The sequence below is a fragment of the Lactobacillus sp. UMNPBX1 genome, from assembly GCF_002554085.1.
Classification (GTDB): Bacteria; Bacillota; Bacilli; order Lactobacillales; family Lactobacillaceae; genus Lactobacillus; species Lactobacillus crispatus.
Window position 1 is genome coordinate 86172 of record NZ_PCZI01000001.1, and the last position, 26755, is coordinate 112926.

The window sequence follows — 26755 nt, forward strand, 5'->3', positions numbered from 1 at the left end:
TAGGTAGTAATTATGACTAGAAAAGCAAGATTAATTTATAATCCTGTATCAGGTCACGAACAGATGCCAAAGAATGTGGCCGATATTTTAGATGTATTAGAACAAGCAGGCTACGAAGCTAGTGCTTTTAGAACTACACCTGAAGAAAATAGTGCTCGCAATGAAGCTACTCGTGCTGCTAAGGAAGGCTTTGATTTAATCGTAGCAGCTGGTGGGGACGGTACAATCAATGAAGTAGTTAACGGGATTGCCTTTTTAGAAAACAGGCCTAAAATGGCAATTATTCCTGCTGGGACTACTAATGATTATGCTCGTGCATTAGCCATTCCACGTGATAATATTCCAGATGCTGCTAAAGTAATCTTAAAGAATAAAACTCGTAAAATGGATATCGGTAAAGCTGTTTTTGGTGACCAAATTCAATATTTCGTTAATATTGCTGCCAGCGGTTCTTTAACTGAGTTAACATATGGCGTACCATCTGAGGTTAAGTCAGCTTTGGGTTATGCCGCATACTTAATCAAGGGGGCAGAAATGTTGCCACACTTGACTGAAAATGAGATGCGGCTGACTTATGATGACGGTGTTTATGAAGGTAAGTTATCAATGTTCCTATTGGGAATGACCAATTCAATTGGTGGTTTTGAGCAAGTTATGCCTGATGCACAGCTTAGTGATGGATTATTCCAATTGATCGTGGTCAAGCCTTCTGACCCTGTTAGCATGATGAAGTTGATGGCATTGGCTTTGAATGGTAAACATGTTGATGATCCCAATATCATTTATACCAAGACACGTAGCCTGAAGGCCGAGTTGATTGGTAAAAGTGAAGGGCAAGACTTACCAGTTAATCTTGATGGTGAGATCGGTGGTTATTGTCCAGTTGAATTTAACAATTTGCAACAGCATATTGAATTTTATGTTGGTGGCTAAGCTAACTAAAAGACAATAATAAATTGAAGCAAAAGAAACGAAAAGAGTTCAAGCAATCTAAACTTGAACTCTTTTTATTTTTGGTTAATAAGATGTGGAAGTTAAAGGAATAATTACATCTTGTTAGCTTCATCTATTTTGTTTAATAAAGCTTCCTTGTTGAACTTAATATCGTTGGTACAGAAAATACATTTACCCAATTCTTTCTTAGATCAGAGTAAGCAATATTAGCTTTATTCCTGACCAGGTACTTATAACTAATTAAGATTAAGTCATTCAAAATTAATTCACGAGTTTGCAAATGATAGACAAAATCGTTGAATAAAGGCTTGCCTGAAGTACTGATGAATCTAACAAAAGTCTTATTTATATGTCTAAGAGGATGAAAAGGATAATATGTTATGTCATCTAGAGACTTGATTGAAATTGCTTTAGCAGTTTTTGATCATGCATAGGTAAAGTATAGTTCTTAGAGCAATTATTTTTTCTATTATTAAAAATAATAATTTTATTTTGATTAAACATCTTATATCACCTACTAATTACATTTTTCAATTACTATTTTATGAATGCATCTTGCTTAAAACAATGAAATTACAGTTAGGTTGAAAAAGTAAAAAAGATTTGGACGATAGTAAAATGTTATTTTCACCGGATGTTATGTTTGAATAATGAGATGAAAGGATTGGGTGCTATTTGGATATTAGAGTAACTGATACTAAGAATCGCTTAGTAGAAGCTCTGCTAACATGCTTAGAAGAAAAAAGTGTTTATGAGTTAAAAGTCAAAGACATTATTGAAGTATCAGGTGTAAGTACCAGAACTTTTTATCAATATTATGCAGACATTAATAGCTTAGTGGCAGACGTTGAAAATGATTTTATTGAAGGATATAAAGATAGTATTAGACGTGATCGCGAATCTCTAGCTAATATTGATATGACTCTTCCTACACAAGATCAATTAAAAGCAGTATTATCAGCAACCAAAAATACTATTTCTTATTGTTTTGATCATAAACGTGAAATTCAATTGCTACTTTCAGATAATGGTGATATTCGTTTTTATAATTTGATTTTTGATACGAGTTGTGATGAGTTTTTTGAGAGAATTAATAGTATGGATGATAGCCAAGGGATTAAATTGACCGGTAAAGAAAGAATAGCAATGCTTATTGATGTTCAAGTATTTATTAATAGTATGATTGATTTAGTTCGGGTTTTATTAAACTACAGTGATCGTCTTTCACCTTATGATATGAGAGAAAATATTATGGCATTTTTGCATAAGACGCCGCTAGATGAACTGACTAGTTTTCTTAAAAAGGATAAGAAATCATCAAATAAAAATAGCGTTGATTAGTGTAAGCCAATCAACGCTATTTTTATAATTATAGATTAATCGCGATTTCCGCCCATGCCAAAAATTTGAAGCAAGAACATAAAAATGTTGATGAAATCAAGGTACATATTTAATGCACCCATTACAGCTAAACCGGTGTCTGAAACTTGACCACCGTAAGTCATATAAATTTTCTTAGCATTATGTGCATCATAAGCTGTTAAGCCAGTGAAAAGTAATACACCAATGCAAGAGAATATAAAGGTGGCAGCACCACTTCTGATAAAGAAGGCGTTTACTAGCCATGCAACTAAGAAACCAATTAAAGCAGCACCAAGATATGAACCCCAATTACTTAAATCGCGCTTAGTTACAGTACCAAAAACTGCCATTGCTGCAAATACCCCAGCTGCAGATAAAAAGGCACCCGCAATTGAGGCAGTGGTGAAGGCACCTGCAATAAAGGCAAATTCAAAGCCATAGACTGCTGAAAGAATTAACAAAAGGACTAAACCTAGTGTCGGATTCTTAGCTGCCTTAAAGCTGATAGTCATACATAAAACAATTGGAACAAAAATAATGATCCAGTAAACGGCTTGTGACATGTTAGCAATTGCTGAAGCAAATACAGTTGTCGTCAAGAAAGCAGTTGCGGCAGAAACTAAAACAGCTAAAATCATTAGACTGTACATCTTAGTTAAGAAACTGTTAACCGCAGAAATATCTTGGACTTGACGCCGTCCTGGAGTATTAGAAAAGTTATCCATAGATTACTACACTCCTTTTATTTAATTGTCCTATCTATTTTACCGTATTTAGGACATAAATGATAAATAGTAAGTTTTTCTTATGAAAAAACTAAACCAAGCAGAAAAACATCTAATAGAAATGATCTCCTGTATAGTAAAAATAGAGGAAGTGATTTTTGATGAAAAAAAGATATATTGATGATGATGTGCGCGGTCAAAGAAGTGAGCATCCGGATAAAATAGGTGAGTTTAATCGTAAAATGATTCTGTCGTTTACTAAAGCTGCTGCAGATAAATATCATCAGCTAACCAGCTCGCAAAAAACATTTATTGATCGGGAGCTTGATGATTTGAAATTTAATCAAAATTCCACTATCAATAAAAAAGTAAATGCGGAATTAGATCAGGCAATTGTCTTTGAACGAAATGATCATGAAATAATAGTTACAGACATAATTGCTCAACCTACGCGTGACAGTCAGGAATATCGACGTGCGCAAATTAGGATGAATCGACAGAATCACTAATTTTAAGCCAAAGTTGGTGAATTACATAAACAGATAAATATGAAGCACACCATGTGCAAATCCAGAGTAGTAAGACAGCTAGATAAATATTTTGTAAAGCTAGCTGTTTAAAATTAAAATATTGCCAAAAGATCCGATCCCAAAAAACATTGGCTAAAAATGCTCGATAAGCATAAAAAGCTAGAAAATGAATTGATTTTAGCCATAAAGACTTTTTGTGCAATACAGATTAGGTAAATCAAGAAGATAACAGCTAAAGCATAAATTGCCATTGAAGGTAGGTAATAACTGTCGTTGGTTAGATCTGTTAATTTGGAAGTGGCTAAAAATAAGTCTCTGGTCCAAAAGTAAGTTAAAAGATAAATCCCAACAATTAGCCACCAATATTTAAATAGAAAAGTCTGAATTTCATGATGAAAGTTCCAGCTTAAACCACCGTAGAGCCCAAAAATTAGAAAGCTGATGAAGATACGATCTAATAAATACCAATGAGTTGCTTCAGGGCCACTTAAAACAAAGTGATCATAAAAGCTTAACCAAGTAAAGTAAATAATACCAGAACTAATAACTGCAACTGCTAGGCGGCAATAAGAATGCTTGACCCAGTTACAGACTGATTTGATTCCAGGCATGATAAGCAAAAATTGCAGCATCATGACGCTGTACCAAAGATGAGGTGTGGCATTATCACTGAAGAATTGCCGGATGAATGTGGCAATATTGTGAAAATGCCCGTGTTGCTGCAGATTAGGCATAGCAATGAGATAAAATAAAGTCCAAGCAAAAGTAGGAAAGAAGTTATTATCCCACTGGTCGGAAAAATATGATTTTAAAGGTAATTTTGCCTGCTGGTCATTTTTCCTAATTACGGTAAAGACAATCCCAAAAATGAAGGCTGGTGAAGTGAATTTGACGAGGTTATAAAGTGATACCAAAAAGAGCTGCTGTGAATGATCGAATGGTAATGTCAAGAAAAGAGTAATAATTGGTTGCAACATGACACAACCGTTAGCTAGTAGATTGCGTAAAAAAGTTCCTAAAGACGATGGTCTTAGGAACTTTTTTACTGATATGATTATTTTCTACTTTTCTTTAGCCCACTTCAAGCCGATTCCGGTGATTCCGCTCAAAATAGAGAAGATTGGTGAAAGAAGACTGAAGAAGACGAATGGTAAGAAATGTAAAACTGGCACACCTAAAGTTGAAGCGGCGAATGAACCGGCAACACCCCAGGGAATTAAGTAGTTAATTACGCTACCGCCGTCTTCAAGTACGCGGCTAAGGGCTAATGGTGAAAGCTTAATTTTATCAAAAGCCGGCTTAAATGCACGACCAGGTAAGATAACTGATAGGTATTGTTCACCAACAAAAAGGTTGATACAGATACCAGATAAAATGGTGACCGTAATTAAACGACCAGGCTTGGTTAAATGTTTAACGAGTGGTTCCATTGCACTTTGAACAATGTTGAACTTCATGAGCATCCCACCCAAAGATAAGGTAGAAATGATCAAAGCTACTGTAGCCATCATGTTGGAAATACCACCACGGGTTAATAAGGCATTAACAGAAGCATCACTAGTTTTAGCCACAAAGCCGTTCATAACTAAATTGTTAAGCGATTGAATAGATTCGTGGGGACTTTGAATAAAAATCATGATTACAGTAATCGCAATGTTTAAAAAGAGCGTAGGGATTGCGGAAATTTTGCGCCAAGCACAAAAGATCATCAAGATAATTGGGACAATTGCCCACCAGCTGATACTGAAGTTAGTTTGTAAAATATGTGAAGTACGTTCAATCTTAGTTGGATCCATGTTGCCACTGTTGCCTAAGATCCAGAATAAAATTAATGAAACTACAAAAGCAGGAATGGTTGACCACATCATATTTTTAATGTGGGCGAATAATTCACTTTCGGCAACTGCTGAAGAAAGGTTGGTTGAATCGGATAAAGGAGACATCTTATCGCCAAAAACAGCTCCAGAGATAATTGCCCCAGCAACTAAGGCAGGATTAAGGTTCATACTAGTTCCGATCCCAAAAAGCGCAATCCCAACAGTTGAGATTGTGGTAAAACCACTACCGATTGCCATCCCAATAATTGAACAAACAATAAAAACAGATGGAACGAAGAAACTACCACTGATTAAGTGGAAACCCAGGACCATGATGGAAGGGATGATTCCCGCTTTAATCCAGATCCCGATCAAAGCGCCGATTAAAATAAAGATAAAAATCGGAATAATGGCTACACTAATTCCTTCTTTGATGCCATCTTGAACATCTTGCCAGGAAAAGCCACGCAGTCTAGCCCAAAAGGTAAGTAAAAGGACAATGAATAAAACTGGCACTTCTGGAGAAAGGGCAAGCTTGATAACTGCCAATCCCAGAATAGTGAGGAGTGCAATTAAGATAATAATTGATTCAGTAAAGGAAACTTTCTTTTTCTTCATTTTTATATTCCTCCAAATAAAAAATCCCGTTGACTTATTAGTCAACGGGACGACAATAGCCGTGGTACCACCCACTCTTTCAAGCATAAGAACTTGAATCTCTATCAGATGGTAACGGTTCTGAATTTTTCCGAACAACATTATAACGACGTATTTCGTCAAACTTTGCCTGTCTGGTTTGCAGCTACCACCAGTTCTCTGAACGCTGAGCAAAGTTGCTACTTTTCGTTTCTTGTTGAGCAATATGATAGCAAGATTAAAAAAGTATGTCAATAGATTTAAGTAAAATATTTTTAGATGCAAAAATTAACCAAATAGTTGAGTCTTCCTAGATACTAGATTTACAATTGAAGAAATATAGTTATTACATTGCTTGGGATAGTAATTAAGAGGAATCTTTATGCATAAAAAACGAGCTTTATCCATCTTTTTGGCACTTTGTGCCTTTGCAATATTTTTATTCATTGTGCAGCCAGGGGATAAGCTGGATAATGGCATTAAGAATCAGAAAGAACAGCTGCATGATTATATGAAGTTTCATCATATCAACGGTGTAATGTTAATTAATGATAAAAAGGGGCAACCGATTGTTGTCCAAAATAAGGAGACCACTGATTCAAGCCAAATAGTTAACGCTAATCAATTGTTTCCGATTGCTTCGCTACAAAAAATTATGACAGGAACTGCAATTTATCAGCTGCAACAAGAAAAGTTATTAGGTTGGAATACCTCTTTATCTAACTATTATCCTCAAGTTTCAGGTAGTAAAGATATTACAATTCGTGAGCTGATGAATCATACTAGTGGCTTGGTTAACAATGCTCGACCATCTTCTCCGCTTAAAAATCAGAAAGAGCAAATAGCTTATATGCTTAATCACATGGAGAATGATCATCTTCATACTTGGGATTACCAAGATGTTGATTATGAATTGCTAGCAGCTATTATTAGCAAGCAGACTAATTTAAGTTATAATGCTTATATTCAGACCGATTTTGCTAAGCCACTTAAGCTCCAGAAAGTTAAGGATTTTTCTGAGGTTAACCAAAACGAGATCCCTCAGCCAATGAGTAAAAATGTTGACTGGCACCAAGTGACAGTGACGACGTCGTCGGACTTTGGAGCAGGGAACTTATTCATGTCACCAATTGATTATTGGAAGTTTGTATATAACGATGTGCTGAAAAATCCTAAAATGGTAAACGAGTATTACCACCAAGCCCAGCATCAGACGGTAGCTTATTTTGGTGGAGTGTATTTTAATGGTGACATCATTCGCGCTAATGGCAGTATCCCTGGTTATAATTGCTGCTTTGTTGCGAATTACAAGACCAAGCGTATGATTATGCTATTTTCTAATAATATTAATTATTTGAGGTTGAAAGTAGCGGCTAACCACATTTTGCATGCGTATATGGGTGATAGTTGGTTCTAAAAAGCAGTCGATTATTTTTTGAAGCACAAAGATTGGTCAAGTATTATAATAATAGAGAGCTATTTTTTTAAGGTTGAGTGAGTATGAAAAAGAATCAAATTATAGATTTAGAAATTACCGATCTTTCGTATGAAGCAATGGGTGTGGCCCATTACGAGGGAATGACCGTATTTGTTACTAATGCACTTCCAGGTGAAGTGGTTAGTGCAAAGATTTTAAAGGTTAAGAAGAACTTTGCTTTTGCTAAAATTGAAGAAATAAAAAAAGAAAGTCCTGATCGAGTTAAGATCAAGTTGAATCAATGGGTTCAAACGGGACTCGCTTCTTTAGCTCATATCAAGTATGATAAGCAACTTGAATTCAAGCGTAATCAAGTTGTTAACTTACTTAAGAAGGCACATTTAGATGAGATTGAAGTAGGACAAACTTTGCCTAGTCCTGAGCAAACAGGGTATCGCAACAAGGCCCAAGTTCCTGTGCGAGAATATAATGGACAGCTTGAGATTGGCTTTTTTAGACGACATTCACATGATTTAGTGCCTTTGACAAATTTCTTTACCACTGATCCGGAAATTGATCGTGTATTGGTTGCAGTACGTGATGTGTTGCGCAAGTACAAGATTGCGCCTTATGACGAGGTAAACAATACGGGAATTATACGCTATCTTGATGTGCGTCGTAGTAAGGCTAATGGCGAGATAATGGTTATTTTGGTCAGCCGGGTTAAGGATTTCCCACAAATGATGGGTGTTGCAGCTGAGATTAGCCAGATTCCTAAGGTTTCAGGTTTAGTCTTGAACTATAATCCTAAGAAGACCAATGTGATTTTGGGTAAAAAGGATTACCTAGTTTTCGGTAATGACCAGATTACTGATCAAATTGGTGATTTAAAGTTTAGAATCTCACCTCAAAGTTTCTTCCAGATTAATTCGCTGCAAACACCGCGCTTGTATGATTTAGCGATTAAGCAAGCAGATTTAGGTTCGGATGATGTAGTAATTGATGCATATTCGGGAATTGGAACGATTGGTTTGAGTGTAGCTAAGCATGTGAAGGCCGTGCGTGGAATCGAAGTTGTCCGGGATGCGATCAAGGATGCCAAGGACAATGCCGCGCTAAATGGTATTGAAAACGCAAAGTATTACTTAGGCAAGGCTGAAGAAATAATGCCGCGTTGGGCTAAAAAGGGTATGAAGACCGATGTGGTTTTTGTTGATCCACCGAGAAAAGGGTTGACACCTGAATTTATTAATGCGACAGTTAAGACTGGACCTAAGAAGGTCGTTTATATTTCGTGCAATCCTGCAACAATGATTCGCGACTTGCTTTTGTTCCAAGAACAAGGTTATGAATTTAAGCGAATCGATCCTGTTGATATGTTCCCACAAACGCCACATGTAGAGGCTGTGACTGTTTTGACAAAGAAGAAGTAAATATGATTATTAAACCATTAATTAGTGAAGACGAAGCAAAACAAACAAGTAAGCTTTTCCAAACAACTTGGCAAGAGACGTATAAAGGCGTGCTACCAGATGTATTTTTGGATAATATTCCGGCTACTGCTTGGGTAAAACGACTCAATGAGAGTGGTCGTCATAATTTAGTTTTTAAAGACGATAATAACGAGGTTCAAGCAGCCGTTAGCTATGGTCGTCCACGTGACACTAGAATGCTTGGCTGCGGTGAGTTGATGGCATTATATGTTAAACCTGATTTTCAAGGCTACAATGTAGGTAAGACCTTGCTAAATGCCGCAGAAAATGAACTGAAGAAGATGGGCTATGGCAAGATTTACTTGTGGTGTCTGGCTGAAGATAAAGATGCACAAGAATTCTTTAAGCACTTTGGCTGGCGTAATATTGCTACCCAACGTTTTATTGAAATTGCTGGCAAAGAATATAAGTATTTGCTGTTCCAGAAAAATTTACATAGTTAATGAAGCCGAAAGGCTTTATTTTTTTGCTTTTTTTTAAAAAAGGTCTTGCGTTATCTTCTCACTTTGGTATACTAGTATCTGTTCGGCTATGGAGGATTACCCAAGTGGCTTAAGGGGACGGTTTTGAAAACCGTTAGGCGGTTATGCCGCGCGTGGGTTCAAATCCCACATCCTCCTCTAGTTTGGTCCATTGGAGCAGTGGTTTATCTCGCCTCCCTGTCACGGAGGAGATCATGGGTTCAAATCCCATATGGACCGTTGATGGCGGAATTGGTGAAGGGGTTAACACACTGGTTTGTGGATCCAGCATGCGTGGGTTCGATTCCCACATTCCGCCCCATAATGGAGGATTAGCTCAGCTGGGAGAGCATCTGCCTTACAAGCAGGAGGTCACAGGTTCGAGCCCTGTATCCTCCATATTTTTTTACTCTTATTATCGCTGATAATAGGAGTTTTTGTTTTTTAAAGGGGAAATTTGAATGAATAAAAAACAAATTACGATGGTCACCATTGCCTTGATGTTAGGTAATGTGATGTCAGGACTTGATGGGACGATTATTAATACCGCAATTCCAGCGATTGTTGCAGCTTTGCATGGAATTCAGTTTATGGGATGGATTGTTGCTATTTTCTTATTAGGGATGTCTATTTCAATTCCGATTTGGACTAAGATAGGCGAGAAAATCACTAATAAAAAGGCCTTTGAAATTTCACTGATTTTGTTTGTTTTAGGTTCTGCTTTACAAGGTATGGCACCTAATATCATCTTTTTCTTATGCTCTAGATTCATCATGGGGATCGGTGCTGGTGGTATGGGGTCTCTTCCTTATATCATTGCCGGTTATGTTTTTAAAAATATTAAAACCAGAACTAAGGTATTAGGCTACTTAACAGCAAGCTGGAATGGAGCTGCTATTTTAGGACCATTGGTTGGTGGTTGGTTAATCGATGCCTTTTCATGGCACTGGGTTTTCTATATTAATATTCCAATTGGTTTGATAGCATTAATCATCTGTCTTGTTTACTACAAGCCTGTTACACCAGAAAAAACACCAGTCTTCGATATTCCTGGTGCTGGATTATTAGTTATTGGATTGCTTTTATTCTTAATGGGCGTTCAACTAGTTGGGTTAACAGCTAACTGGATTGTCATTAGCTTGATTATTGTTAGTCTAGTGTTTATTGTTCTCTTCTTTATTCGTGAGAATCATGCGGCTAATCCAATCATTCCGGTATCTTTATTTAAAAATAAAGATTTAGACGGTGATTTTCTTTTATTTGCCTTCACTTGGGGTGCATTTATTGCTGTTAATACTTATATGCCGATGTGGGCTCAAGCATTACTCGGTTTATCTGCACTTTTAGGTGGGATGACTCTGATTCCTAACTCAATCGTAGAAATCATTGCTTCCCAAAGCGTAGCGGCTATTCAAGAACATATGACAACATTTAAATTGGCTTTAATTGGAATCATTGCGATGATGATTTCGTCCGTCGGTTTGTTTTTGGCTGATATTCATACGCCAGTACAGATATTGACGTTTATTGGTGCGTTTTCAGGAATTGGTGTTGGCTTTATCTTCGTTGCTATGCAGTTAAAAGTGCAGCTAGATGCTGGATTAAAGAATATGGCTACAGCTACTTCAACGTCATATTTGATTAGAATTTTGGCACAAACTGTGATGGCAGCTGTGTACGGCGTAATTATGAACTTGAACTTAGCAAGTGGAGTTCATACGCATAAAGGTATTACGATGGCCATGATGAATAAATTGAGTGACGCCAAAAGTGCAAAATTATTGCCGCAGAATTTAGTACCAACTATGAGAACTATTTTCCATGCCGGAATCAAAGAAATTATGTTGGTATCGTTAATTTTGTTAATCATTGCCTTTGTGCTGAATTTCTACTTTAACTTTGGTAAAAAGCGCAAGAAATTGCAATAATAAGACATTAAAGCATAATGTGTTTTTCCGCATAATTAATTAAATCTTCGAGTGGAGTTTGATAATCCTGCTTAACCCACCAAATTAAGAGCATATAAATTCCGCCTGATTGGTAGGCGACTGCATAATCTGGTAAATTTAAGTCTGGGTGGTAGACACCAAGCAGTTTTTTCAAATAGCGAGTTTGAAAGTTTAATAGACTGCCTTCAAAACCAGCGTCTAACAAGATTTTCATGACTTTAGGATTTTCTTTAAAAAATGTCAGATAAACAATTAGCTGTTTGGTCAATGTCTTTAATTTATGTTCATTAATATCAACAATAAATTTTTTATATTGATTAGCTAAAAATAGCGTTAGTACGTCATTTTTTTGACTATAGTTACGATAAAAAGAAGTACGAGAAACATGAGCTTTACGCGTAATTTCTGCAATGGAAATTTCGGTGTAAGGCTTTTTTTGTAATAAAGAAAATAAGGCTTCTTCTATCTGTTGCTGCGTGTGCAGACTTTTCATATTCATAAAAAATCATCCTTTGATTAGTTTTAATTTGACAAATGATATCGCTTACACTATTATTATAGCTGTAAATAGTTACAGGTGTAACGATTATTTGAAAGAAGTGTAAATTATGCATTATAGCAATGGTAATTATGAAGCATTTGTAAAGGCTGAAAAGCCAAAAGACGTTGATCAAAAATCAGCATATATTGTTGGATCAGGATTAGCTGCTCTTGCCAGCGCTGTATTCTTGATTCGTGATGGACAAATGAAGGGCAATAGAATTCACATTTTTGAAGAATTAGCCCTTCCTGGTGGGTCAATGGATGGTATTTACAATAAAGAAAAAGAAAGTTATATCATCCGTGGTGGTCGTGAAATGGAACCACACTTTGAATGCTTATGGGACTTATTCAGATCAATTCCTTCAACCGAACATGAAGGTGAATCAATTTTGGATGAATTCTATCGCTTGAATAGAAAAGATCCAAGCTATGCTAAAACCCGTGTCATCATCAATCGCGGTGAAGCTTTACCAACTGACGGTCAACTTTTGTTAACACCTAAGGCAGTAAAGGAAATCATCGACCTTTGCTTAACACCTGAAAAAGATTTGCAAAATAAGAAGATTAACGAAGTCTTTACCAAAGAATTCTTCCAATCCAACTTCTGGCTTTACTGGTCAACTATGTTTGCCTTTGAACCATGGGCAAGTGCAATGGAAATGCGTCGCTACTTGATGCGTTTCGTTCAACACGTTGCTACATTGAAGAATTTATCATCACTTCGCTTTACTAAGTATAACCAATATGAATCATTAATTCTGCCAATGGTTAAATATTTGAAAGGACATGGCGTTCAATTCCATTACGACACTGTAGTAGATAACATCTTTGTTAACCGTTCAGATGGTAAAAAAGTTGCCAAGCAAATTGTTTTAACTGAAAAAGGTGAAAGAAAGACAATTGATTTAACTGAAAACGATCTTGTCTTTGTCACTAACGGTTCTATCACTGAAAGCACTACTTATGGTGATAACTTCCACCCAGCTCCAGCAGAGCATGAATTAGGTGCTAGCTGGCAATTATGGAAGAACTTGGCTGCTCAAGATGAAGACTTTGGTCATCCAGAGGTCTTCTGCAGGGATATTCCAAAGGCTAACTGGAGAATGTCAGCTACAATTACCTTTAAGAATGATGATATTGTGCCATTTATTGAAGCAGTTAATAAGAAAGATCCACACAGTGGTTCAATTGTTACTAGTGGACCAACTACAATTAAGGATTCTAACTGGTTATTAGGTTACTCAATTAGTCGTCAGCCACACTTTAAGGCACAAAAGCCAAATGAATTGATTGTTTGGCTCTATGGCTTGTTCTCAGACACTAAGGGTAATTATGTTGAAAAGACTATGCCTGACTGTAATGGTATCGAATTGTGTGAAGAATGGCTTTACCACATGGGTGTCCCTGAAGAAAGAATTCCTGAAATGGCTGCAGCTGCAACTACTATTCCAGCACATATGCCATACATTACTTCATACTTTATGCCAAGAGCATTAGGCGATAGACCAAAGGTAGTGCCAGATCATTCAAAGAACTTAGCCTTCATTGGTAACTTTGCGGAAACTCCAAGAGACACTGTCTTTACTACTGAATATTCAGTTAGAACCGCGATGGAAGCTGTCTACACATTGCTTGATATCGACCGTGGCGTACCTGAAGTATTCGCTTCTGCCTTTGATGTCAGAATGTTGATGAATGCGATGTACTACTTGAACGATCAAAAGAAGCTTGAAGACCTTGATTTACCAATGCCTGAGAAGTTGGTAATTAAGGGGATGCTCAAGAAGGTTAAGGGCACTTATGTTGAAGAATTGATGAAGAAGTACAAGTTGATTTAAATGAAAATTATATAACATAGATAAAAAGAACAGGTCGAATGATCTGTTCTTTTTGCTTGTTATCGTATTTTTTTGATAAAATATGTGTGTAAAAATATTATATTTTTTAGTTTAATAGAAAAGAAGGATACTATTTTAGATTCTAAGCCCGCCCGATGGGGTACAAAAGCATATCGTGACGCTAAGCAGTTGTACATGAAGGCATTCCCTGAATGGGAAAGATTCTCAATGTTTTCACTATTAGCAATGTCACTTCACCGTAATGTAAAGTTTCACGCAATTTATGATGATGGCAAGTTCTGCGGCATTACCTATTATGCTGAAAATGACAACACCGTCTACCTGACTTATTTAGCAGTCAGTGAAAAGTTGCGCGGACAAGGATATGGTTCCAAGATTTTGACTATGCTGGAAGATAACTTCACAGATAAGCAAATCGTGATCGATATTGAACCGGTAACTAAGAAGGTAAAAAATTACAAGCAACGTGTTAGTCGGCTGAAGTTCTACGAGAGAAATGGTTTCCATAGAACAGACCAGAAGTTGAAGGATCCAGATGGAGAATTTGAAGCTTTGACGACTGGTGAAAGATTAGATAAAAATAGTTTCATTAAAATTTTACGTCAAATGAGCTTTGGCTTTTATCAAGCTAGGGTCGAGAAATAAAAAGGAAAGCACTGCTGTCGTTTATGCAAGCAGTGCTTTCTTGTTAGGTTTATATAGTTCTGCCAAAATTAATTTATGAGGTGAAAGAGATGGAATTTAGTGATCAAATTAAGCAGCTAAGAAAGGAAAATAATCTGTCGCAGGTGCAGTATGCAAAAAAATTGCACGTTACAAGACAGGCGGTGTCCAACTGGAAAAATAACCGCAATTTGCTCGACTTAGAAATGTTGATCGAGATCAATCGTGTCTTTCACATCTCACTAGATCAGTTAATTTTAGGAGACGATAATATGAACAAGATGACACAAAAATTGATTAAAGATACTGATGAAAACCGCAAAGCTAAGTACAATATGATTACGACCTTGATTGGTGGATTCTTGATGATTCTTGGATTTGTTTGTTTCTTTATCAAGGCTAATTCGGTAGAATACGTTGATAAGCAAGGCTTTTTACACGAAAACTTCTATTTGATTCTGGTCGGCTATTTATTTCTCTTTGCGGGAATTATTGTTCTTATTGCCGGGGGAATAGTTTACTTGAGAAATAAACATAAGCATTAAAAAAGAGCTCCGTAAGGAGCTTCTTTTTTGTCTTTAACCCAAAATGTGGAAGTATGATAAGATGATACCGAGGATCAAGACGAACCAGATCATCTTAGTTGATGTAACGCCTTTCTTACCAAGTAGCCAGTAAACAAGTGTTACGAGTAGTACTGGTAACAAGGATGGCATGATTTGGTTTAAAATTGTTTGCATCTTCAGCGTGATTTTACCGGTATGGAAAACGTATGGTACTTTCGCCTTAATAACGGTAGGGATCAACGCACCAACCACCGTTACACCAAGCAAAATAGCTGAGTCAGTGATAGCATTCAACTTACCAGAAGCTGAATCGATCAACTTAGTACCTTGGTAGTAACCCATTGGCAAGAATGAAAAACGAAGGAACAAGATGATAAGATCAACAAGGATCCAAAGGATAGAACCAAGTGGATTGCCTCTAAGTCCCATGTAAGCACCAATTGAACCACAGATAGTTGGAATAATCGCACTAAAGATCGTGTCACCAATACCGGCAAGTGGTCCCATTAAACCAGTCTTAATACCAGCAACAGTATCTTTAGACTTTATACCTTGACTTTCTTCAAGGGCTAAGTCAACACCAATGATGAAGTTACCAACATAAGCGTTAACGTTGAAAAATTGAGTTTGCATCTGCATCATTTCGACTAATTCGTCGTCTTTGTACCAGCGCTTAAGAAAAGGCAAGACAGCGTAGAAGTAACCAGGTGCCATCATTCTTTCGTAGTTCCAAGATAATTGACTGCCCCAAAGCCAACGCCAGTTAGCTCTGAATAAATCTCTCTTGGTTAACTTACCTGAATTAGTTTTCGTATTCGCCTTCGTCATTTTCATATTCCTCACTTTCTGTATTATTTGTGTTTGTAGTAGCAGGTTTTTCTTCTAATTTAGCAACTTCGCGTTGGTAGTGAATGTAGGCAAGAGCTGCACCTAGTAAGGCAACACCAAGCATCGGAATCTTCATGTAGGAAGCTGCGATAAAACCAATTGCTAAATATGAAATGAAACGCTTAGTTGGTAAGTATCTAAGCAAGATAGCGATACCAACAACAGGTAAGATACCACCGGAAACTTTAAGACCGTTAGTTAACCAAGTAGGGATGATGTGTAAGATCATTCTGACAACATCGTTACCAACAATTAAAAGAATGAAGACAGGGATCGCACGTGAAAGTCCCCATGAGAAAGTTCCCCAAAGGGCGTTTCTTGCGGCTGCATCTGGATTGTTTTCCTTAATAAATTTGTCCATTCTGTGTTGGAAGATGGTGTTGATGAATCGAGCAAGCACATCGAGTTGCACCATTAATAACCCAACTGGAACGGCTAAACCGATCGCAAATTGAATACCTTTACCAGATAAAACGGCATAAACGGTACCAACGATCGCACCAGTCATAAAGTCAGGCATTGAAGCACCACCATAGGTTGATACCCCAAGGACCATCAATTGCAGGGTGGATCCTACGGCAAGACCTGTAGTGATGTCACCCATAATAATTCCTGAAACCATACCAATGGCTAAAGGATTGTTCAAAATCGATACAGTTAATTGATCGATAATTACCCAAAAAGCTAGGCAAGTTAATAGTAAAATTTGCCACCAAGCTATTGTCATTTTTAACTCCTTACTTAATCATTTCCATAAAATCTTCTTTAGGTTCACTAGGTACCATTTGATGGTAGATGTGGCATCCCTTTTGATCCAAATATTCAAAGTCTTCTACATCTTTATCAAGCACTGCGACACTCTTAGCGACTTGGCGTGAGTGAGGCTTAGTTGACATGTTGCCGACGTTGATTTCAGGTAGTTTTACATCAAAGTCGACAAGTTGACGCAATACGCCGGGGTTCTTAACCAGTAATAAAACGGTTTGACCAACGTATTTGCCAGAGTTAATTCTGCGAGCTGCACCGTGAGCAGTAAGAATACTGAGGTGAACGCCGTGTGGACAGGCAGTCTTAAGGCCGGTCTTGAGCACGTCATTTTTAACGATGTCATCACCGACAACCATGATGCGAGTTAATTTCAAGGCGTTGGTCCACATAGTTGCAACTTGACCGTGAATTAACCGTTCGTCGATACGCACGTTTTGCATCGTGTGAGGAGTTAGGGTCACGTTCTTGTTAGGCGTTTCTTCCTTCTTAATTGTCTTCTTTGGTTCTTCCTTTTTCTTGGTTAAACCAACAGGTGCCATGTTGTCGATTGCTTGCTTAATTGCTTCATCGATTGGCGTGCCCATAACGACAGCGAGCAGTAGCGGCATTGATAAACCGCTGTAAACCGCAACGTCGGGATGCTTTTGTTGGTAGCGTTGCGCCGTGTTGGCTGGCGTACCACCTGCAATATCGACGAGGATAGTTGGTGCTTCATCGAACTCGCTGGCTGCTTTAGTAATCTCTTCAAGTAAGTCATCTTGATTCATGGTTTGTTTGAACGCGATTGCCTTGACGTTTTTGTGTTCGCCGGCAATCATTTCTACGCTGGCTTTGGTTGCCTTAGCGTATTCGCCATGACTGACAAGTAAAAAATTTGCCATTCTTTCTTCTCCTTTTGTACATAACAAATAGATATTATACACCAATTGGTCTAATTAACAAAAAGGCAGTATCACACATTTGTATTGAATTAATTATTATTGGTCTAGTCTATTTATTATGTAAGTGATTACATTGGTGGTAGAATGGGAAAGTTGATAGAAATGAGATTTATACACTGAGATTATTAAACGCCTATATTAATAACTACTTGTTAATGGATTTCAATTAAAAGATGTTCTTAGCTTTTCTTAAACCAAAGTTTATTGAAATTAATATACTAAAGAAATAAAATAAAGACGTAATTTTAGAAGAACGAGTAAAAGAAAGTTAAAGGTTGTAATATATGGGAATAAAGAAGGTAGAAGTAACTAGTGCCATAGCACTAGCTTTATCTGCAGTAGCTTTAGTAGGGACACAAACTAATAATAAAGTTCAAGCTGCGAGTTCTAATGTCGAGAATAGCTCTGTCGTTAAAGAAAGTAGCAATGCAGACATAGCTACTATTCAAAAAAATTATCAAGTAGCACAAGATCAATATAAAAAAGCAAATGATGCTTGGAATCAAATTCAACAAAGTGAAAATAGTAAGCTAAATCAAGCTGAGACTAATGCTGAACAAGCTAAGGCAAATTATGATTCTCAAGTTAAATTAAATGAACAAGCCAAAGCTGAAAATGAAACAGCTCAAAATAATCTCGATCAAGCTCAAAAGGTAAAGGAACAAGCTGAGAAAATGCTCAAGAGGCTGTGAATGGTGGCCTGGATAAAGCCAATTCTGCTCGGGATGCTAAACAAAAAGAAGTAGATTCAGCTCAATCCGATTTAAATAAAACTCAAAGTGATGCAAAGAAAAAACAGGAAGAAGTAAATAAAGATCAACAAGATTTTGATAATAAATCTAAAGCAGTCTCCGATGATACTCAAAAGTTAAATCAGGCTAATTCCGAGCTACAAACAAAAACTGATGCGAAAAATGCCGCTGATACTGCTGTAGATCAAGCCAATGAGGAAGCAAAAAAGAATCCGGACTATAAATCAGCTAGTGATCAGTATGAATCTGCTACAGATAAATTAAATGAAGCTCAAAAGAATAAGGACGCGGCAGATAAGGCGTTAAGTGAAGCAAATGAAGCAGTTAACACAGCTACTTCAAACCAGAAAGAAAAGCAAGACGCAGCCGATGGTGCAAAAAATGGTTTAACCCAAGCTCAAAAGAATAAAGATGCAGCAGATAAGGCCTTAAACGATGCAAATGATGGAGTAAAAACGACTACTGCAACCCAGAAGGAAAAACAAACGGCAGTCGATGAAGCTCAAGATGCTTTAACCCAAGCTCAAAAGGGTAAAGAAACAGCAGATAAGGCCTTAAGCGAAGCAAATAATGGAGTAAAAACGACTACCGCAACTAAGAAGGAAAAACAAACAGCAGTCGATGAAGCTCAAAAATCATTAACTCAAGCACAAAAGAATAAGGACGTGGCCGATAAGGCCTTAAGTGAAGCAAATGAAGCAGTCAACACCGCTACTGCAACCCAGAAAGAAAAACAGACAGCAGTTGACAATGCCCAAAAATCATTAACTCAAGCACAAAATAGCAAGGATGCAGCAGATAAGGCCTTAAGTGATGCAAATGAAGCAGTCAACACCGCTACTGCAACTCAGAAGGAAAAGCAAACCGCAATCGATGAAGCTCAAGATGCTTTAACCCAAGCTCAAAAGGGTAAAGAAACAGCAGATAAGGCATTAAGTGAAGCAAATGAAGCAGTCAACACCGCTACTGCAACTCAGAAAGAAAAGCAAACCGCAGCTGATAAAGCTAAAAATGAATTTGATGGTATAACTTCTCAATATAATGCTGCTAAGAATATTTTTAAAAAAGCTCAAATAAGTGAAAAGAATGTTGAAGCAGCATTAAATAAACAGAAACAAGCTACTCAAGAATTAGCAAATGCTGTTAAAGCTCAAAAACAAGCAACTGATAATTTAAGAAAAGATACTATTGCACAGCAAGTTCTCGCTACTGCTAAAACGCAACAACAAACTTTGGATTTTGCAGTTAAACAAAAGTCTGATAAGCTTAATAATTTACAAACAGAATTAGATCAACTTAAACAAACTGCCACAGCTTTACAAAAGAAGGTTGATGATTTCACTAACGCTACTAATGCTTTAATCATTGCTAACCAAGAAGCCGAAACTGCTGCTGAAAATGGATGAGGAACAGAAAAAAGAACAAGAAAAAGACCACGGCCAGCGGTAAGCCGGTCATGGTCATAAGCGTCCATCGGACGCGTAGCCGCAGAATGAAATTCTGCGTTCAAAGGGGCTTGGGGGCGCTGCCCTCAACAAGCAAAGCAGAGGGGGAAATCACGTCAGGATTTTTCCCTCTGTGGGCCGAGTGTATTAACACCGGCATTGCTTGCCACTTTTGTTCGCAAACAATATCCGTATCCTTTACACGATGATTTACTTTTATTATCATAGTCGTAATAAGTATATAAACTACTTACATATAAGCACCTAAAATATGAAAGGGCTGATAAAATGATGACCTTTGAAAAGGTTTTAGAAGTATTCAACGATTACCTAAATAAAGATAGTGTTTTGGAGGTGGTGAACACTAAGCGAGGATACACCGTTATGATTTGGGATGAAAAAGATGAGCAATGGTTTGGTGTGGAACATTGCAAAGCCCCCGAGCTTTTACGGGATGCCTTACTTGATGGCTATCGTGATTTTTTAGAGCAACAACTTACTCATAACCGCAGGAGTTTAACCAAAACAGAAATCTTAGATATTCAAAACCGATGTGAACAGCTTTATGATTTGTGTGGAGAATAAAAAAATAACCTAAAAAGTGCGATAGCCTGTGTAGGTGTCGCACTTTTTTCAGTTGGCTTGGCTTACGAAAACAGCGTTAATTATTCCGCAGTTTCTCTTGCCTTTTTCAAGCCTTGAGCCGTAGCTTCCATCACGATAAGCTCCTTTTCTTCCATATCATTCAACAGTACATCAACTTGTTTGCGGCGATTGTTGTCGCCATCTTCATTGCATGGAAAAAAGAACTGGTCTACAGAGATGTCAAGCAAGGTAGTAATGAGATAAAATTTGTTAAGCCTTGGGTGCTGCCCCCCTGTTCTCTATATACATAATAGAGCGTGGCGTAAGGTCTACCAGTTGGGCAAGATATTCCTGTGTCCACCCTTTTGCTTCCCGAGCTTTTTTTATCGCTATACCTAACGGCTTAAAATCAAGTTTTCTTTCATCTTGGTACATTTTAATATCATCCTATATCATTGTACATTTCGGGTGATGATATTTGAACGAAGTATGATTTTATGTTTAGTAGTGTATAATTTCGTATTAGTGGAGAGAAACTTGCTATTATTCGTCATTCCGTATGTAATAATTATATACTCTTTGCGAAAGGAAGTTGATATTATGAATTACATTTCTGTGAAAGCCGCTTCTGAAAAATGGGGCATATCGGAAAGACGGATACAAAAATTATGTGAGGAAAATCGCATTGACGGAACTGAAAAATTTGGTCGTGCATGGATGATACCAAAAGATGCAGAAAAACCCGTTGATGGACGTATGAAAACAAGGAACAAACAGGAGGAGAATCATGGAATTTAATGAAAAGCTACAACAGCTTAGGACTGGAAAGAACTTAACGCAGGAACAACTTGCGGAGCAATTATATGTATCAAGAACAGCCATTTCAAAATGGGAAAGCGGCAAGGGTTACCCTAACATTGAGTCGCTCAAGTGTATTTCTAAATTCTTTTCTGTGACCATAGATGAACTGCTATCGGGCGAAGAACTGATTACACTTGCCGAAACTGAAAATCGTTCCAACTTGAAAAAAATTTACAGTTTCATTTATGGAATATTAGATATGATGGCGGTTACTTTTATACTTTTGCCGTTGTATGGTAACCTTGTTGACGGATATATTTATTCTGTCAATCTACTTTCATTTACAGACACTACCCCAATATATCTTGCAATCTATTGGATTGTTTTTATTGTTTTGATTGCACTTGGGATAGCGAAACTGATGTGTGTTTGTTTTGAAAAGGAATCATGGAGCAACATAATCACAAAATGCTCTCTCGTGCTGAGTACGCTTTTTATCTGCTTCTTCGCTGCGGCAAGACAACCCTATGTAACCGCCCTTATGTTTCTGCTATTTGTTGCTAAAATATTTGTCTGGATAAAGCAAACCCAAACAAAGTAAAATGCCATAAACCCTTTAAAATAGGCTCTGACACGATAAGTGTCGGAGCTTTTTTCGTGCTGACATCTATTGTGTCGGCATTGTGACGGTAGATTTCTTGGCTTCTATGCAATACTCGTGGATAATAAGATTGTGGTCAGCGAAAACAAGAACAGCAACCCACGGAAAGGAGAATCAAATATGGATTATATCATTGAAACAGAAAATCTTACGAAGCGATACGGAACAGCCACCGTTGTCGATAAGGTAAATCTTCATGTGCCAAAGGGCAAAATTTATGGTTTGCTCGGCAGAAACGGAGCAGGCAAAACCACAGCAATGAAAATGATGTTGCAGCTTGCTTTCCCAACGGAGGGAACGGTACGCTTGTTTGGCACAAACTATAAGGAAAATATCCATACCCTTTATAGCAAAGTAGGCTCTATTATCGAAACACCGGGATTTTACAGTAATTTAACAGGGTATGAGAATTTGCAAATTCTCGCTAAACTGCGAGGGGGAGTATCTAAAAGTGGAGTAGAAAAAGCTCTTGAAGTTGTGGGGCTGCATAAGGAGAAAAGAAAAGTCTTTTCCGATTATTCCCTCGGAATGAAGCAACGGCTTGGTATTGCCGCCGCCATTATGCACGAGCCGGAGCTTTTAATACTTGACGAACCGATTAACGGACTTGACCCCATTGGAATAGTTGAAATACGCTCATTTTTATCTGAACTTAGTCACAATCATGGCATTACCATTTTTATCTCAAGCCATGTTTTAAGCGAGATTGAACAGATAGCAGATATTATCGGCGTTATGCACGAGGGGCATTTAGTAGAGGAAGTGAATATATCCGAGCTTCACAAAAGGAATCGAAAATACATTCAATTTGATTTATCTGACAGTGAGATAGCCGGAAAGATTTTAGAAAACCACTACCACATGACGGATTTTACAGTGCAGGACGGTACGGTGAGAATTTATGACTTTAGCCAAAGTGTTGGAGAAATCAATCGAGAATTTGCACGAAATGGACTGCTCGTGACAAGGATAAATGATAGTGAGGAAAACTTAGAGGACTACTTTTCTAAACTGATTGGAGGTGGCGGTATTGCTTAATCTTATTTCTTGTGAATTATTAAAACTAAAGCGTTCAAAAATGGTGCTAATTAGTGTGGCAGGGGTATTATCTACCCCACTTTTGATGTTAATAGAAGCCTTGCAAACACATTTTGATAAGCCGGAGATTATCTTTACCTTGTCTGACATATACAGCGACAGTGTACTGTATATCATGCTGCTGGTAAACATTATGATATATGTGGCAATTGCAGCTTACTTGTTTAGCAGAGAGTACACAGAAAGCACCCTCAAAACCATATTGCCCATACCCATTTCAAGGACAAAACTATTAATTGGAAAATTTTGCACCCTGCTTCTTTGGATTGTTATGCTAACCCTTGTAACATGGGCAGGTATATTTATCGTTTGTGGGCTATATGACGCTGTCTTTACATTGGAGGGATATAGCTTACTAGTGGCAATAGTATGGCTCCCCAAGTTTTTGTTTGGCAGTATCCTGATGTTTTTAACAGTTTCTCCTTTTGTGTTTGTTGCTATGAAAACAAAAGGATTTGTCGCCCCGATGATTGGCTCTGCCGTGATTGTCATGGGAAGTGCCGCACTTTCAAATCAAGAATGGGGAGCGTTGTATCCGTGGACAGCCACCTATTTCTTGGTGCAGGGTAAACTTCAGAGTACCGGCTATCCTACACTGCTGTCTGTATCTATTATTATTCTTGTATCAGCAGTTGGTTTTCTTATGACCTTTCATCATTTTAAAAAGGAGGATTTGAAATAATGGTACTTGATTTTATAGAAATTTTAAAAGTTATTTTTCTTGGAATTGTTGAGGGTATTACTGAGTGGCTACCTATCAGCAGCACAGGACATATGATTCTTGTGGACGAATTTATCACACTTAATATGAGCGAAGCATTTAAAGAAATGTTTTTTGTTGTTATTCAACTTGGAGCTATACTCGCAGTGGTTGTAATGTTTTGGAACAAGATGTTTCCCTTTCAATTTAAGAACAAAGCACAGTCAATTGTTAAAAAGGATACTTTCTCGTAGTGGTTCAAGGTTGCGGTAGCTTGTGTACCGTCAGCTATTATGGGGATTCTATTTGATTATTATTTGGATGCTTACCTCCAAACCCCCATTGTGATTTCAATCATGTTAATCTTTTATGGTTTGTTATTCATTCTCATAGAAAATTGGAATAAAAAGCGTAGTTTAATTAAAGTGTTAGATAATGCTAAAGTATATAGAATTAAGGGCGGAAGATTTTATCGTATTGGTAAAAATAGATTTGTAAAAGTTGGAAACGTTGAAAAATTCACAATCCAAATTAACATGCATGCTACTATTGCAGGTCGTAAGAATCGTAAAGTTCATGTTTCAAACTCTAATGGTAAGCATATAAATAAGTATGTAATTGCTGGTCATAATTATAGATTTGATCGTAAAAAGGTTATTAAAGGTGAAGTTTATTACCGAATCGCTAATAAAGATCAGTGGATTAAAGAAAATAAGTTGATTTTTAAATAAAATAAATAGTATTTATTAATAAAGTTTAGATTGGTATGCAAAAAGAGGAGAGATTTTTTATATCTCTCCTCTTTTTGTAATTATTCTGTGAAAATGATCGTCTTTTTTCTTTTCCCAGGAAATAGATGCTAAAATAAGTTAAAAATTATCTTTCAGAGGAAAACAACATGGAAAATTTCGTCACATTAAACAATGGAGTAAAAATGCCACGCCTTGGCTTCGGCGTCTATCAAATCGATGATCTCGCACAAACGCAACAAGTCGTCGAAGATGGTCTAGAAATCGGCTATCGTCTGGTTGATACAGCACAAATTTACGGTAATGAACAGGCAGTCGGGGATGCAATCAAGCGTAGCAACGTCCCACGTGAAGACATCTTCATTACTTCAAAAATCTGGGTCAATGATTACGGCTACGACAACACGCTCAAGGCCTTCGATGATTCAATGAAGAAACTGCAACTCGATTACATCGATCTTTATCTGATCCACAAGCCATACAACGATTATTACGGCACCTGGCGCGCACTTGAACGCTTATACAAAGAAGGTCGCATTCGTGCGATCGGCGTCAGCAGCTTTTGGAATGAACGCCTTGCCGATCTGATTACTTTTAATGATGTGAAACCAGCCGTGAACCAGATTGAAACTAACGTCTGGAACCAAGAGTGGAAGTCACAAAAGTACATGGAAAAAGAGGGCGTGCAGCCTGAAGCCTGGGCACCATTTGCGGAAGGAGCCAACCATATCTTTACCAATCCAGTTCTAGAAGAAATTGCTGCAAAGCATCATAAAACTACTGCTCAAGTAATGCTGAGATGGTTCTTGCAAAGAAACTATGTAGTGATTCCAAAGTCAGTTCATAAGAAGAGATTGGCAGAAAACTTCGATGTTTTCGATTTTGAATTAGATGCTGAAGATATGAAGAAGATCAAGACCTTGGATCAAGGTCACAGTATTTTAGAGGATGAAATGGATCCAGAAATTGTTGAGAGTTTTAGATAAAAGACTATAAAAAACAGGAGTCCAAATTTAGGACTCCTGTTTTTTATAGTCAGTTAAATTCTACATTTATTGGTAAATCTTACCGTCTTGTTTTTGCTTATTCTTTTCTTCAAGTGCCTTTTCACTAGCAGCCTTCTTAGGTAATAACCAGTTCAAAAGCATCCCGATAATAGTGGAAAGAGCAACTGAAGTTAATTGGAAGTTACCCAATTGGAGGTAAGCACCACCAATACCGATAACCAAGATAACTGAAGCAATCAACATGTTACGCTTTTCGCCAAAGTCGATTTGGTCATCAACCAAAATTTTCAAACCGTTTGAAGCGATAGTACCAAAGAGCAAGAATGAAATACCACCGATAACTGGCATTGGAATTGATTCAATCAAGGCAGCAAGCTTACCAACAAAACTGAAGATGATGGCACAAACTGCGGCACCAGCAAGGACCCAAACTGAGTGAACCTTAGTCATGGCTAACACACCGATATTTTCACCGTAAGAAGTGGTAGGAGGACCACCGATGAAACCGGCAATAATTGTGGAAATACCGTCACCCATCATGGTTCTGTGAAGACCAGGGTTCTTGAAGAAGTTACGCTTAGTCAATGAGTTAAGCACCATAATGTGGCCCATGTGTTCAGTCATCGTAACGAAGGCAATTGGTGCCATCGCAAGGATGGCTGCTGGGTACCATTTGAAGTGGTAGCTGATGCCCATTACGTCAAGGGCTGGCACTGAGAACCAGGCAGCTTTTTCAACGCCTGAGAAGTCAACGATGCCCAAGAAACAAGAGAGAACATAGCCACAAATGATTCCAAGCATGATGGAAACCAAACTAGTGAAGCCCTTGAAGCACATTTGGAAGATCAAAGTCATTACCAAAGTGAAGATGGCAACACCGAAGTAAGTTAAGTCATACTTTTGGTGGTTCATCATGGCGTCGTTTGCGGCAGTAGTAGCAAGTGACAAACCAATAACGATAATGATTGGTCCAACCACGATTGGTGGCAAAACCTTGTTAACCCAACCAGAACCAACCTTGGCAATGATCAAAGCCACGATTACGTAAACTAAACCAGAAGCAATCGCACCTTGAGCAACTGCAGGATAGCCGTCAGTCTTCATCAATGCTTGCATAGTCGCAACGAAGGCAAAACTTGAACCTAAGTATGCTGGGATCTTAAAGTGGGTCAAGATCATGTGGACTAAAGTACCGACACCTGATGAAAGCAGGGCGATACTTGGGTTGATTCCGATTAAGATTGGAACCAAAACGGTAGAACCGAACATGGCAAACATATGCTGCAAGGAGAGCAGTACGCCTTGGCCGAATTCCGGCTTTTCATAGACGTCTAAAACGGCCTCCGGATTTCTGTACTTTTCTTTTTTATTCATTCAAAAAACTC

27 protein-coding genes, 4 tRNA genes and 2 pseudogenes are annotated in these 26755 nt (G+C 37.7%); 24 read left to right on the forward strand and 9 right to left on the reverse strand.

The window, feature by feature from the left end; genetic code table 11:
- The first annotated feature begins 12 nt into the window (after positions 1 to 12).
- Complete coding sequence (locus tag CP352_RS00430) at positions 13 to 933, forward strand: diacylglycerol kinase family lipid kinase (protein ID WP_005724311.1); 921 nt, start codon at positions 13 to 15, stop codon at positions 931 to 933.
- Between the two features lie 696 nt (positions 934 to 1629).
- Positions 1630 to 2295: a TetR/AcrR family transcriptional regulator gene (locus CP352_RS00440; RefSeq protein ID WP_089150539.1), complete on the forward strand. Its 666-nt coding sequence runs from the start codon at positions 1630 to 1632 to the stop codon at positions 2293 to 2295.
- A gap of 35 nt (positions 2296 to 2330) precedes the next feature.
- On the opposite strand, the gene CP352_RS00445 is transcribed toward CP352_RS00440, so the two are convergent.
- Positions 2331 to 3041, reverse strand: a complete 711-nt coding sequence (locus CP352_RS00445) for a Bax inhibitor-1/YccA family protein (protein WP_023488305.1) — start codon at positions 3039 to 3041, stop codon at positions 2331 to 2333.
- Between the two features lie 161 nt (positions 3042 to 3202).
- Here CP352_RS00445 and CP352_RS00450 point away from each other — a divergent pair, with 161 nt between their 5' ends.
- Positions 3203 to 3550, forward strand: coding sequence for a hypothetical protein (locus CP352_RS00450; RefSeq protein ID WP_023488306.1), 348 nt, complete (start codon positions 3203 to 3205; stop codon positions 3548 to 3550).
- Positions 3551 to 3663: 113 nt separating this feature from the next.
- Here the strand turns inward: CP352_RS00450 and CP352_RS00455 are convergent, their stop codons facing one another.
- Positions 3664 to 4548, reverse strand: coding sequence for a hypothetical protein (locus CP352_RS00455; protein WP_233186892.1), 885 nt, complete (start codon positions 4546 to 4548; stop codon positions 3664 to 3666).
- An 84-nt stretch (positions 4549 to 4632) separates the two neighbouring features.
- Complete coding sequence (nhaC, locus tag CP352_RS00460) at positions 4633 to 6006, reverse strand: Na+/H+ antiporter NhaC (protein WP_005725243.1); 1374 nt, start codon at positions 6004 to 6006, stop codon at positions 4633 to 4635.
- A 400-nt stretch (positions 6007 to 6406) separates the two neighbouring features.
- Between nhaC and CP352_RS00465 the strand changes: the two genes are divergently transcribed.
- From CP352_RS00465 to CP352_RS00500, 8 genes are all read left to right on the forward strand, one after another.
- The gene (locus CP352_RS00465) at positions 6407 to 7441 is read left to right on the forward strand and encodes a serine hydrolase (protein ID WP_005725245.1); all 1035 of its coding nucleotides are present in this window, start codon (positions 6407 to 6409) and stop codon (positions 7439 to 7441) included.
- Between the two features lie 83 nt (positions 7442 to 7524).
- Positions 7525 to 8874, forward strand: a complete 1350-nt coding sequence (gene rlmD / locus CP352_RS00470) for a 23S rRNA (uracil(1939)-C(5))-methyltransferase RlmD (protein ID WP_089150007.1) — start codon at positions 7525 to 7527, stop codon at positions 8872 to 8874.
- 2 nt (positions 8875 to 8876) lie between these two features.
- A complete protein-coding gene (locus CP352_RS00475) occupies positions 8877 to 9377 on the forward strand; it encodes a GNAT family N-acetyltransferase (protein ID WP_005720949.1) in 501 nt (166 codons plus the stop codon).
- Positions 9378 to 9467: 90 nt separating this feature from the next.
- Positions 9468 to 9554, forward strand: a tRNA-Ser gene (locus tag CP352_RS00480).
- Between the two features lie 7 nt (positions 9555 to 9561).
- A tRNA-Asp gene (locus CP352_RS00485) sits at positions 9562 to 9635 on the forward strand.
- 6 nt (positions 9636 to 9641) lie between these two features.
- Positions 9642 to 9717 (forward strand) — tRNA-His (locus CP352_RS00490).
- Positions 9718 to 9721: 4 nt separating this feature from the next.
- Positions 9722 to 9794: transfer RNA gene (locus CP352_RS00495), tRNA-Val, on the forward strand.
- Between the two features lie 62 nt (positions 9795 to 9856).
- Positions 9857 to 11323 (forward strand): MFS transporter, encoded by a 1467-nt coding sequence (locus tag CP352_RS00500; RefSeq protein WP_087235687.1) that lies wholly within the window; start codon positions 9857 to 9859, stop codon positions 11321 to 11323.
- A gap of 7 nt (positions 11324 to 11330) precedes the next feature.
- Here CP352_RS00500 and CP352_RS00505 read toward each other — a convergent pair whose 3' ends face one another.
- Positions 11331 to 11843 (reverse strand): TetR/AcrR family transcriptional regulator, encoded by a 513-nt coding sequence (locus CP352_RS00505; RefSeq protein WP_087235686.1) that lies wholly within the window; start codon positions 11841 to 11843, stop codon positions 11331 to 11333.
- A 109-nt stretch (positions 11844 to 11952) separates the two neighbouring features.
- Here CP352_RS00505 and CP352_RS00510 point away from each other — a divergent pair, with 109 nt between their 5' ends.
- The 3 genes from CP352_RS00510 (at position 11953) to CP352_RS00520 (ending at position 14954) form a co-directional block, all read left to right on the forward strand.
- Positions 11953 to 13725 carry an oleate hydratase gene (locus CP352_RS00510; RefSeq protein ID WP_089143564.1) on the forward strand — a complete coding sequence of 591 codons (1773 nt, stop codon included), beginning with the start codon at positions 11953 to 11955 and terminating at the stop codon, positions 13723 to 13725.
- A gap of 189 nt (positions 13726 to 13914) precedes the next feature.
- A complete protein-coding gene (locus CP352_RS00515) occupies positions 13915 to 14391 on the forward strand; it encodes a GNAT family N-acetyltransferase (RefSeq protein ID WP_089143563.1) in 477 nt (158 codons plus the stop codon).
- Between the two features lie 89 nt (positions 14392 to 14480).
- A complete protein-coding gene (locus CP352_RS00520) occupies positions 14481 to 14954 on the forward strand; it encodes a DUF3955 domain-containing protein (protein WP_046433230.1) in 474 nt (157 codons plus the stop codon).
- A 33-nt stretch (positions 14955 to 14987) separates the two neighbouring features.
- On the opposite strand, the gene CP352_RS00525 is transcribed toward CP352_RS00520, so the two are convergent.
- From CP352_RS00525 to CP352_RS00535, 3 genes are read right to left on the reverse strand one after another with little or no spacing between them, the layout of a single operon-like run.
- Entirely contained in the window at positions 14988 to 15803 is an 816-nt protein-coding gene (locus CP352_RS00525; protein ID WP_179210796.1) for a PTS system mannose/fructose/sorbose family transporter subunit IID, read from the reverse strand.
- Positions 15778 to 16590 (reverse strand): PTS sugar transporter subunit IIC, encoded by an 813-nt coding sequence (locus CP352_RS00530; RefSeq protein WP_014565647.1) that lies wholly within the window; start codon positions 16588 to 16590, stop codon positions 15778 to 15780. The genes CP352_RS00525 and CP352_RS00530 overlap by 26 nt, the downstream gene beginning before the upstream one ends.
- Before the next feature lie 10 nt (positions 16591 to 16600).
- A complete protein-coding gene (locus CP352_RS00535; protein ID WP_014565648.1) occupies positions 16601 to 17512 on the reverse strand; it encodes a PTS mannose/fructose/sorbose transporter subunit IIAB in 912 nt (303 codons plus the stop codon).
- Between the two features lie 344 nt (positions 17513 to 17856).
- Here CP352_RS00535 and CP352_RS00540 point away from each other — a divergent pair, with 344 nt between their 5' ends.
- The 3 genes from CP352_RS00540 (at position 17857) to CP352_RS00555 (ending at position 20354) form a co-directional block, all read left to right on the forward strand.
- Positions 17857 to 18264 (forward strand): hypothetical protein, encoded by a 408-nt coding sequence (locus CP352_RS00540; protein ID WP_014565649.1) that lies wholly within the window; start codon positions 17857 to 17859, stop codon positions 18262 to 18264.
- The gene (locus CP352_RS00545; protein WP_065991027.1) at positions 18261 to 19730 is read left to right on the forward strand and encodes a hypothetical protein; all 1470 of its coding nucleotides are present in this window, start codon (positions 18261 to 18263) and stop codon (positions 19728 to 19730) included. Before CP352_RS00540 ends, CP352_RS00545 begins: the two co-directional genes overlap by 4 nt.
- Positions 19731 to 20057: 327 nt before the next feature.
- The gene (locus CP352_RS00555; protein WP_089143561.1) at positions 20058 to 20354 is read left to right on the forward strand and encodes a hypothetical protein; all 297 of its coding nucleotides are present in this window, start codon (positions 20058 to 20060) and stop codon (positions 20352 to 20354) included.
- A gap of 80 nt (positions 20355 to 20434) precedes the next feature.
- On the opposite strand, the pseudogene CP352_RS11505 reads toward CP352_RS00555, so the two are convergent.
- Positions 20435 to 20789: pseudogene (locus CP352_RS11505) on the reverse strand (helix-turn-helix domain-containing protein).
- A 165-nt stretch (positions 20790 to 20954) separates the two neighbouring features.
- Here CP352_RS11505 and CP352_RS11510 point away from each other — a divergent pair.
- The 7 genes and pseudogenes from CP352_RS11510 to CP352_RS00595 all read left to right on the forward strand — a co-directional run bounded on the left by CP352_RS11510 (position 20955) and on the right by CP352_RS00595 (position 25349).
- Entirely contained in the window at positions 20955 to 21152 is a 198-nt protein-coding gene (locus tag CP352_RS11510; RefSeq protein WP_009246557.1) for a helix-turn-helix domain-containing protein, read from the forward strand.
- Positions 21142 to 21756, forward strand: a complete 615-nt coding sequence (gene bcrR, locus CP352_RS00575; RefSeq protein ID WP_002576325.1) for a bacitracin resistance transcriptional activator BcrR — start codon at positions 21142 to 21144, stop codon at positions 21754 to 21756. The genes CP352_RS11510 and bcrR overlap by 11 nt, the downstream gene beginning before the upstream one ends.
- Positions 21757 to 21936: 180 nt before the next feature.
- On the forward strand, positions 21937 to 22854 hold the full coding sequence (bcrA, locus tag CP352_RS00580; RefSeq protein WP_002576324.1) for a bacitracin ABC transporter ATP-binding protein BcrA: 918 nt from the start codon (positions 21937 to 21939) through the stop codon (positions 22852 to 22854).
- On the forward strand, positions 22847 to 23596 hold the full coding sequence (locus CP352_RS00585) for an ABC transporter permease (protein ID WP_002576323.1): 750 nt from the start codon (positions 22847 to 22849) through the stop codon (positions 23594 to 23596). Before bcrA ends, CP352_RS00585 begins: the two co-directional genes overlap by 8 nt.
- A pseudogene (bcrD, locus tag CP352_RS11020) lies at positions 23596 to 24030 on the forward strand (bacitracin resistance undecaprenyl-diphosphatase BcrD); the annotation flags it as partial. The gene CP352_RS00585 and the pseudogene bcrD, both read left to right, overlap by 1 nt.
- Positions 24004 to 24345, forward strand: a complete 342-nt coding sequence (locus CP352_RS11515) for an SLAP domain-containing protein (RefSeq protein WP_288145714.1) — start codon at positions 24004 to 24006, stop codon at positions 24343 to 24345. The pseudogene bcrD and the gene CP352_RS11515, both read left to right, overlap by 27 nt.
- Positions 24346 to 24512: 167 nt before the next feature.
- Positions 24513 to 25349, forward strand: coding sequence for an aldo/keto reductase (locus tag CP352_RS00595; RefSeq protein WP_046433865.1), 837 nt, complete (start codon positions 24513 to 24515; stop codon positions 25347 to 25349).
- Between the two features lie 66 nt (positions 25350 to 25415).
- Here CP352_RS00595 and CP352_RS00600 read toward each other — a convergent pair whose 3' ends face one another.
- The gene (locus CP352_RS00600) at positions 25416 to 26744 is read right to left on the reverse strand and encodes a solute carrier family 23 protein (protein ID WP_089143558.1); all 1329 of its coding nucleotides are present in this window, start codon (positions 26742 to 26744) and stop codon (positions 25416 to 25418) included.
- Positions 26745 to 26755: the final 11 nt, after the last annotated feature.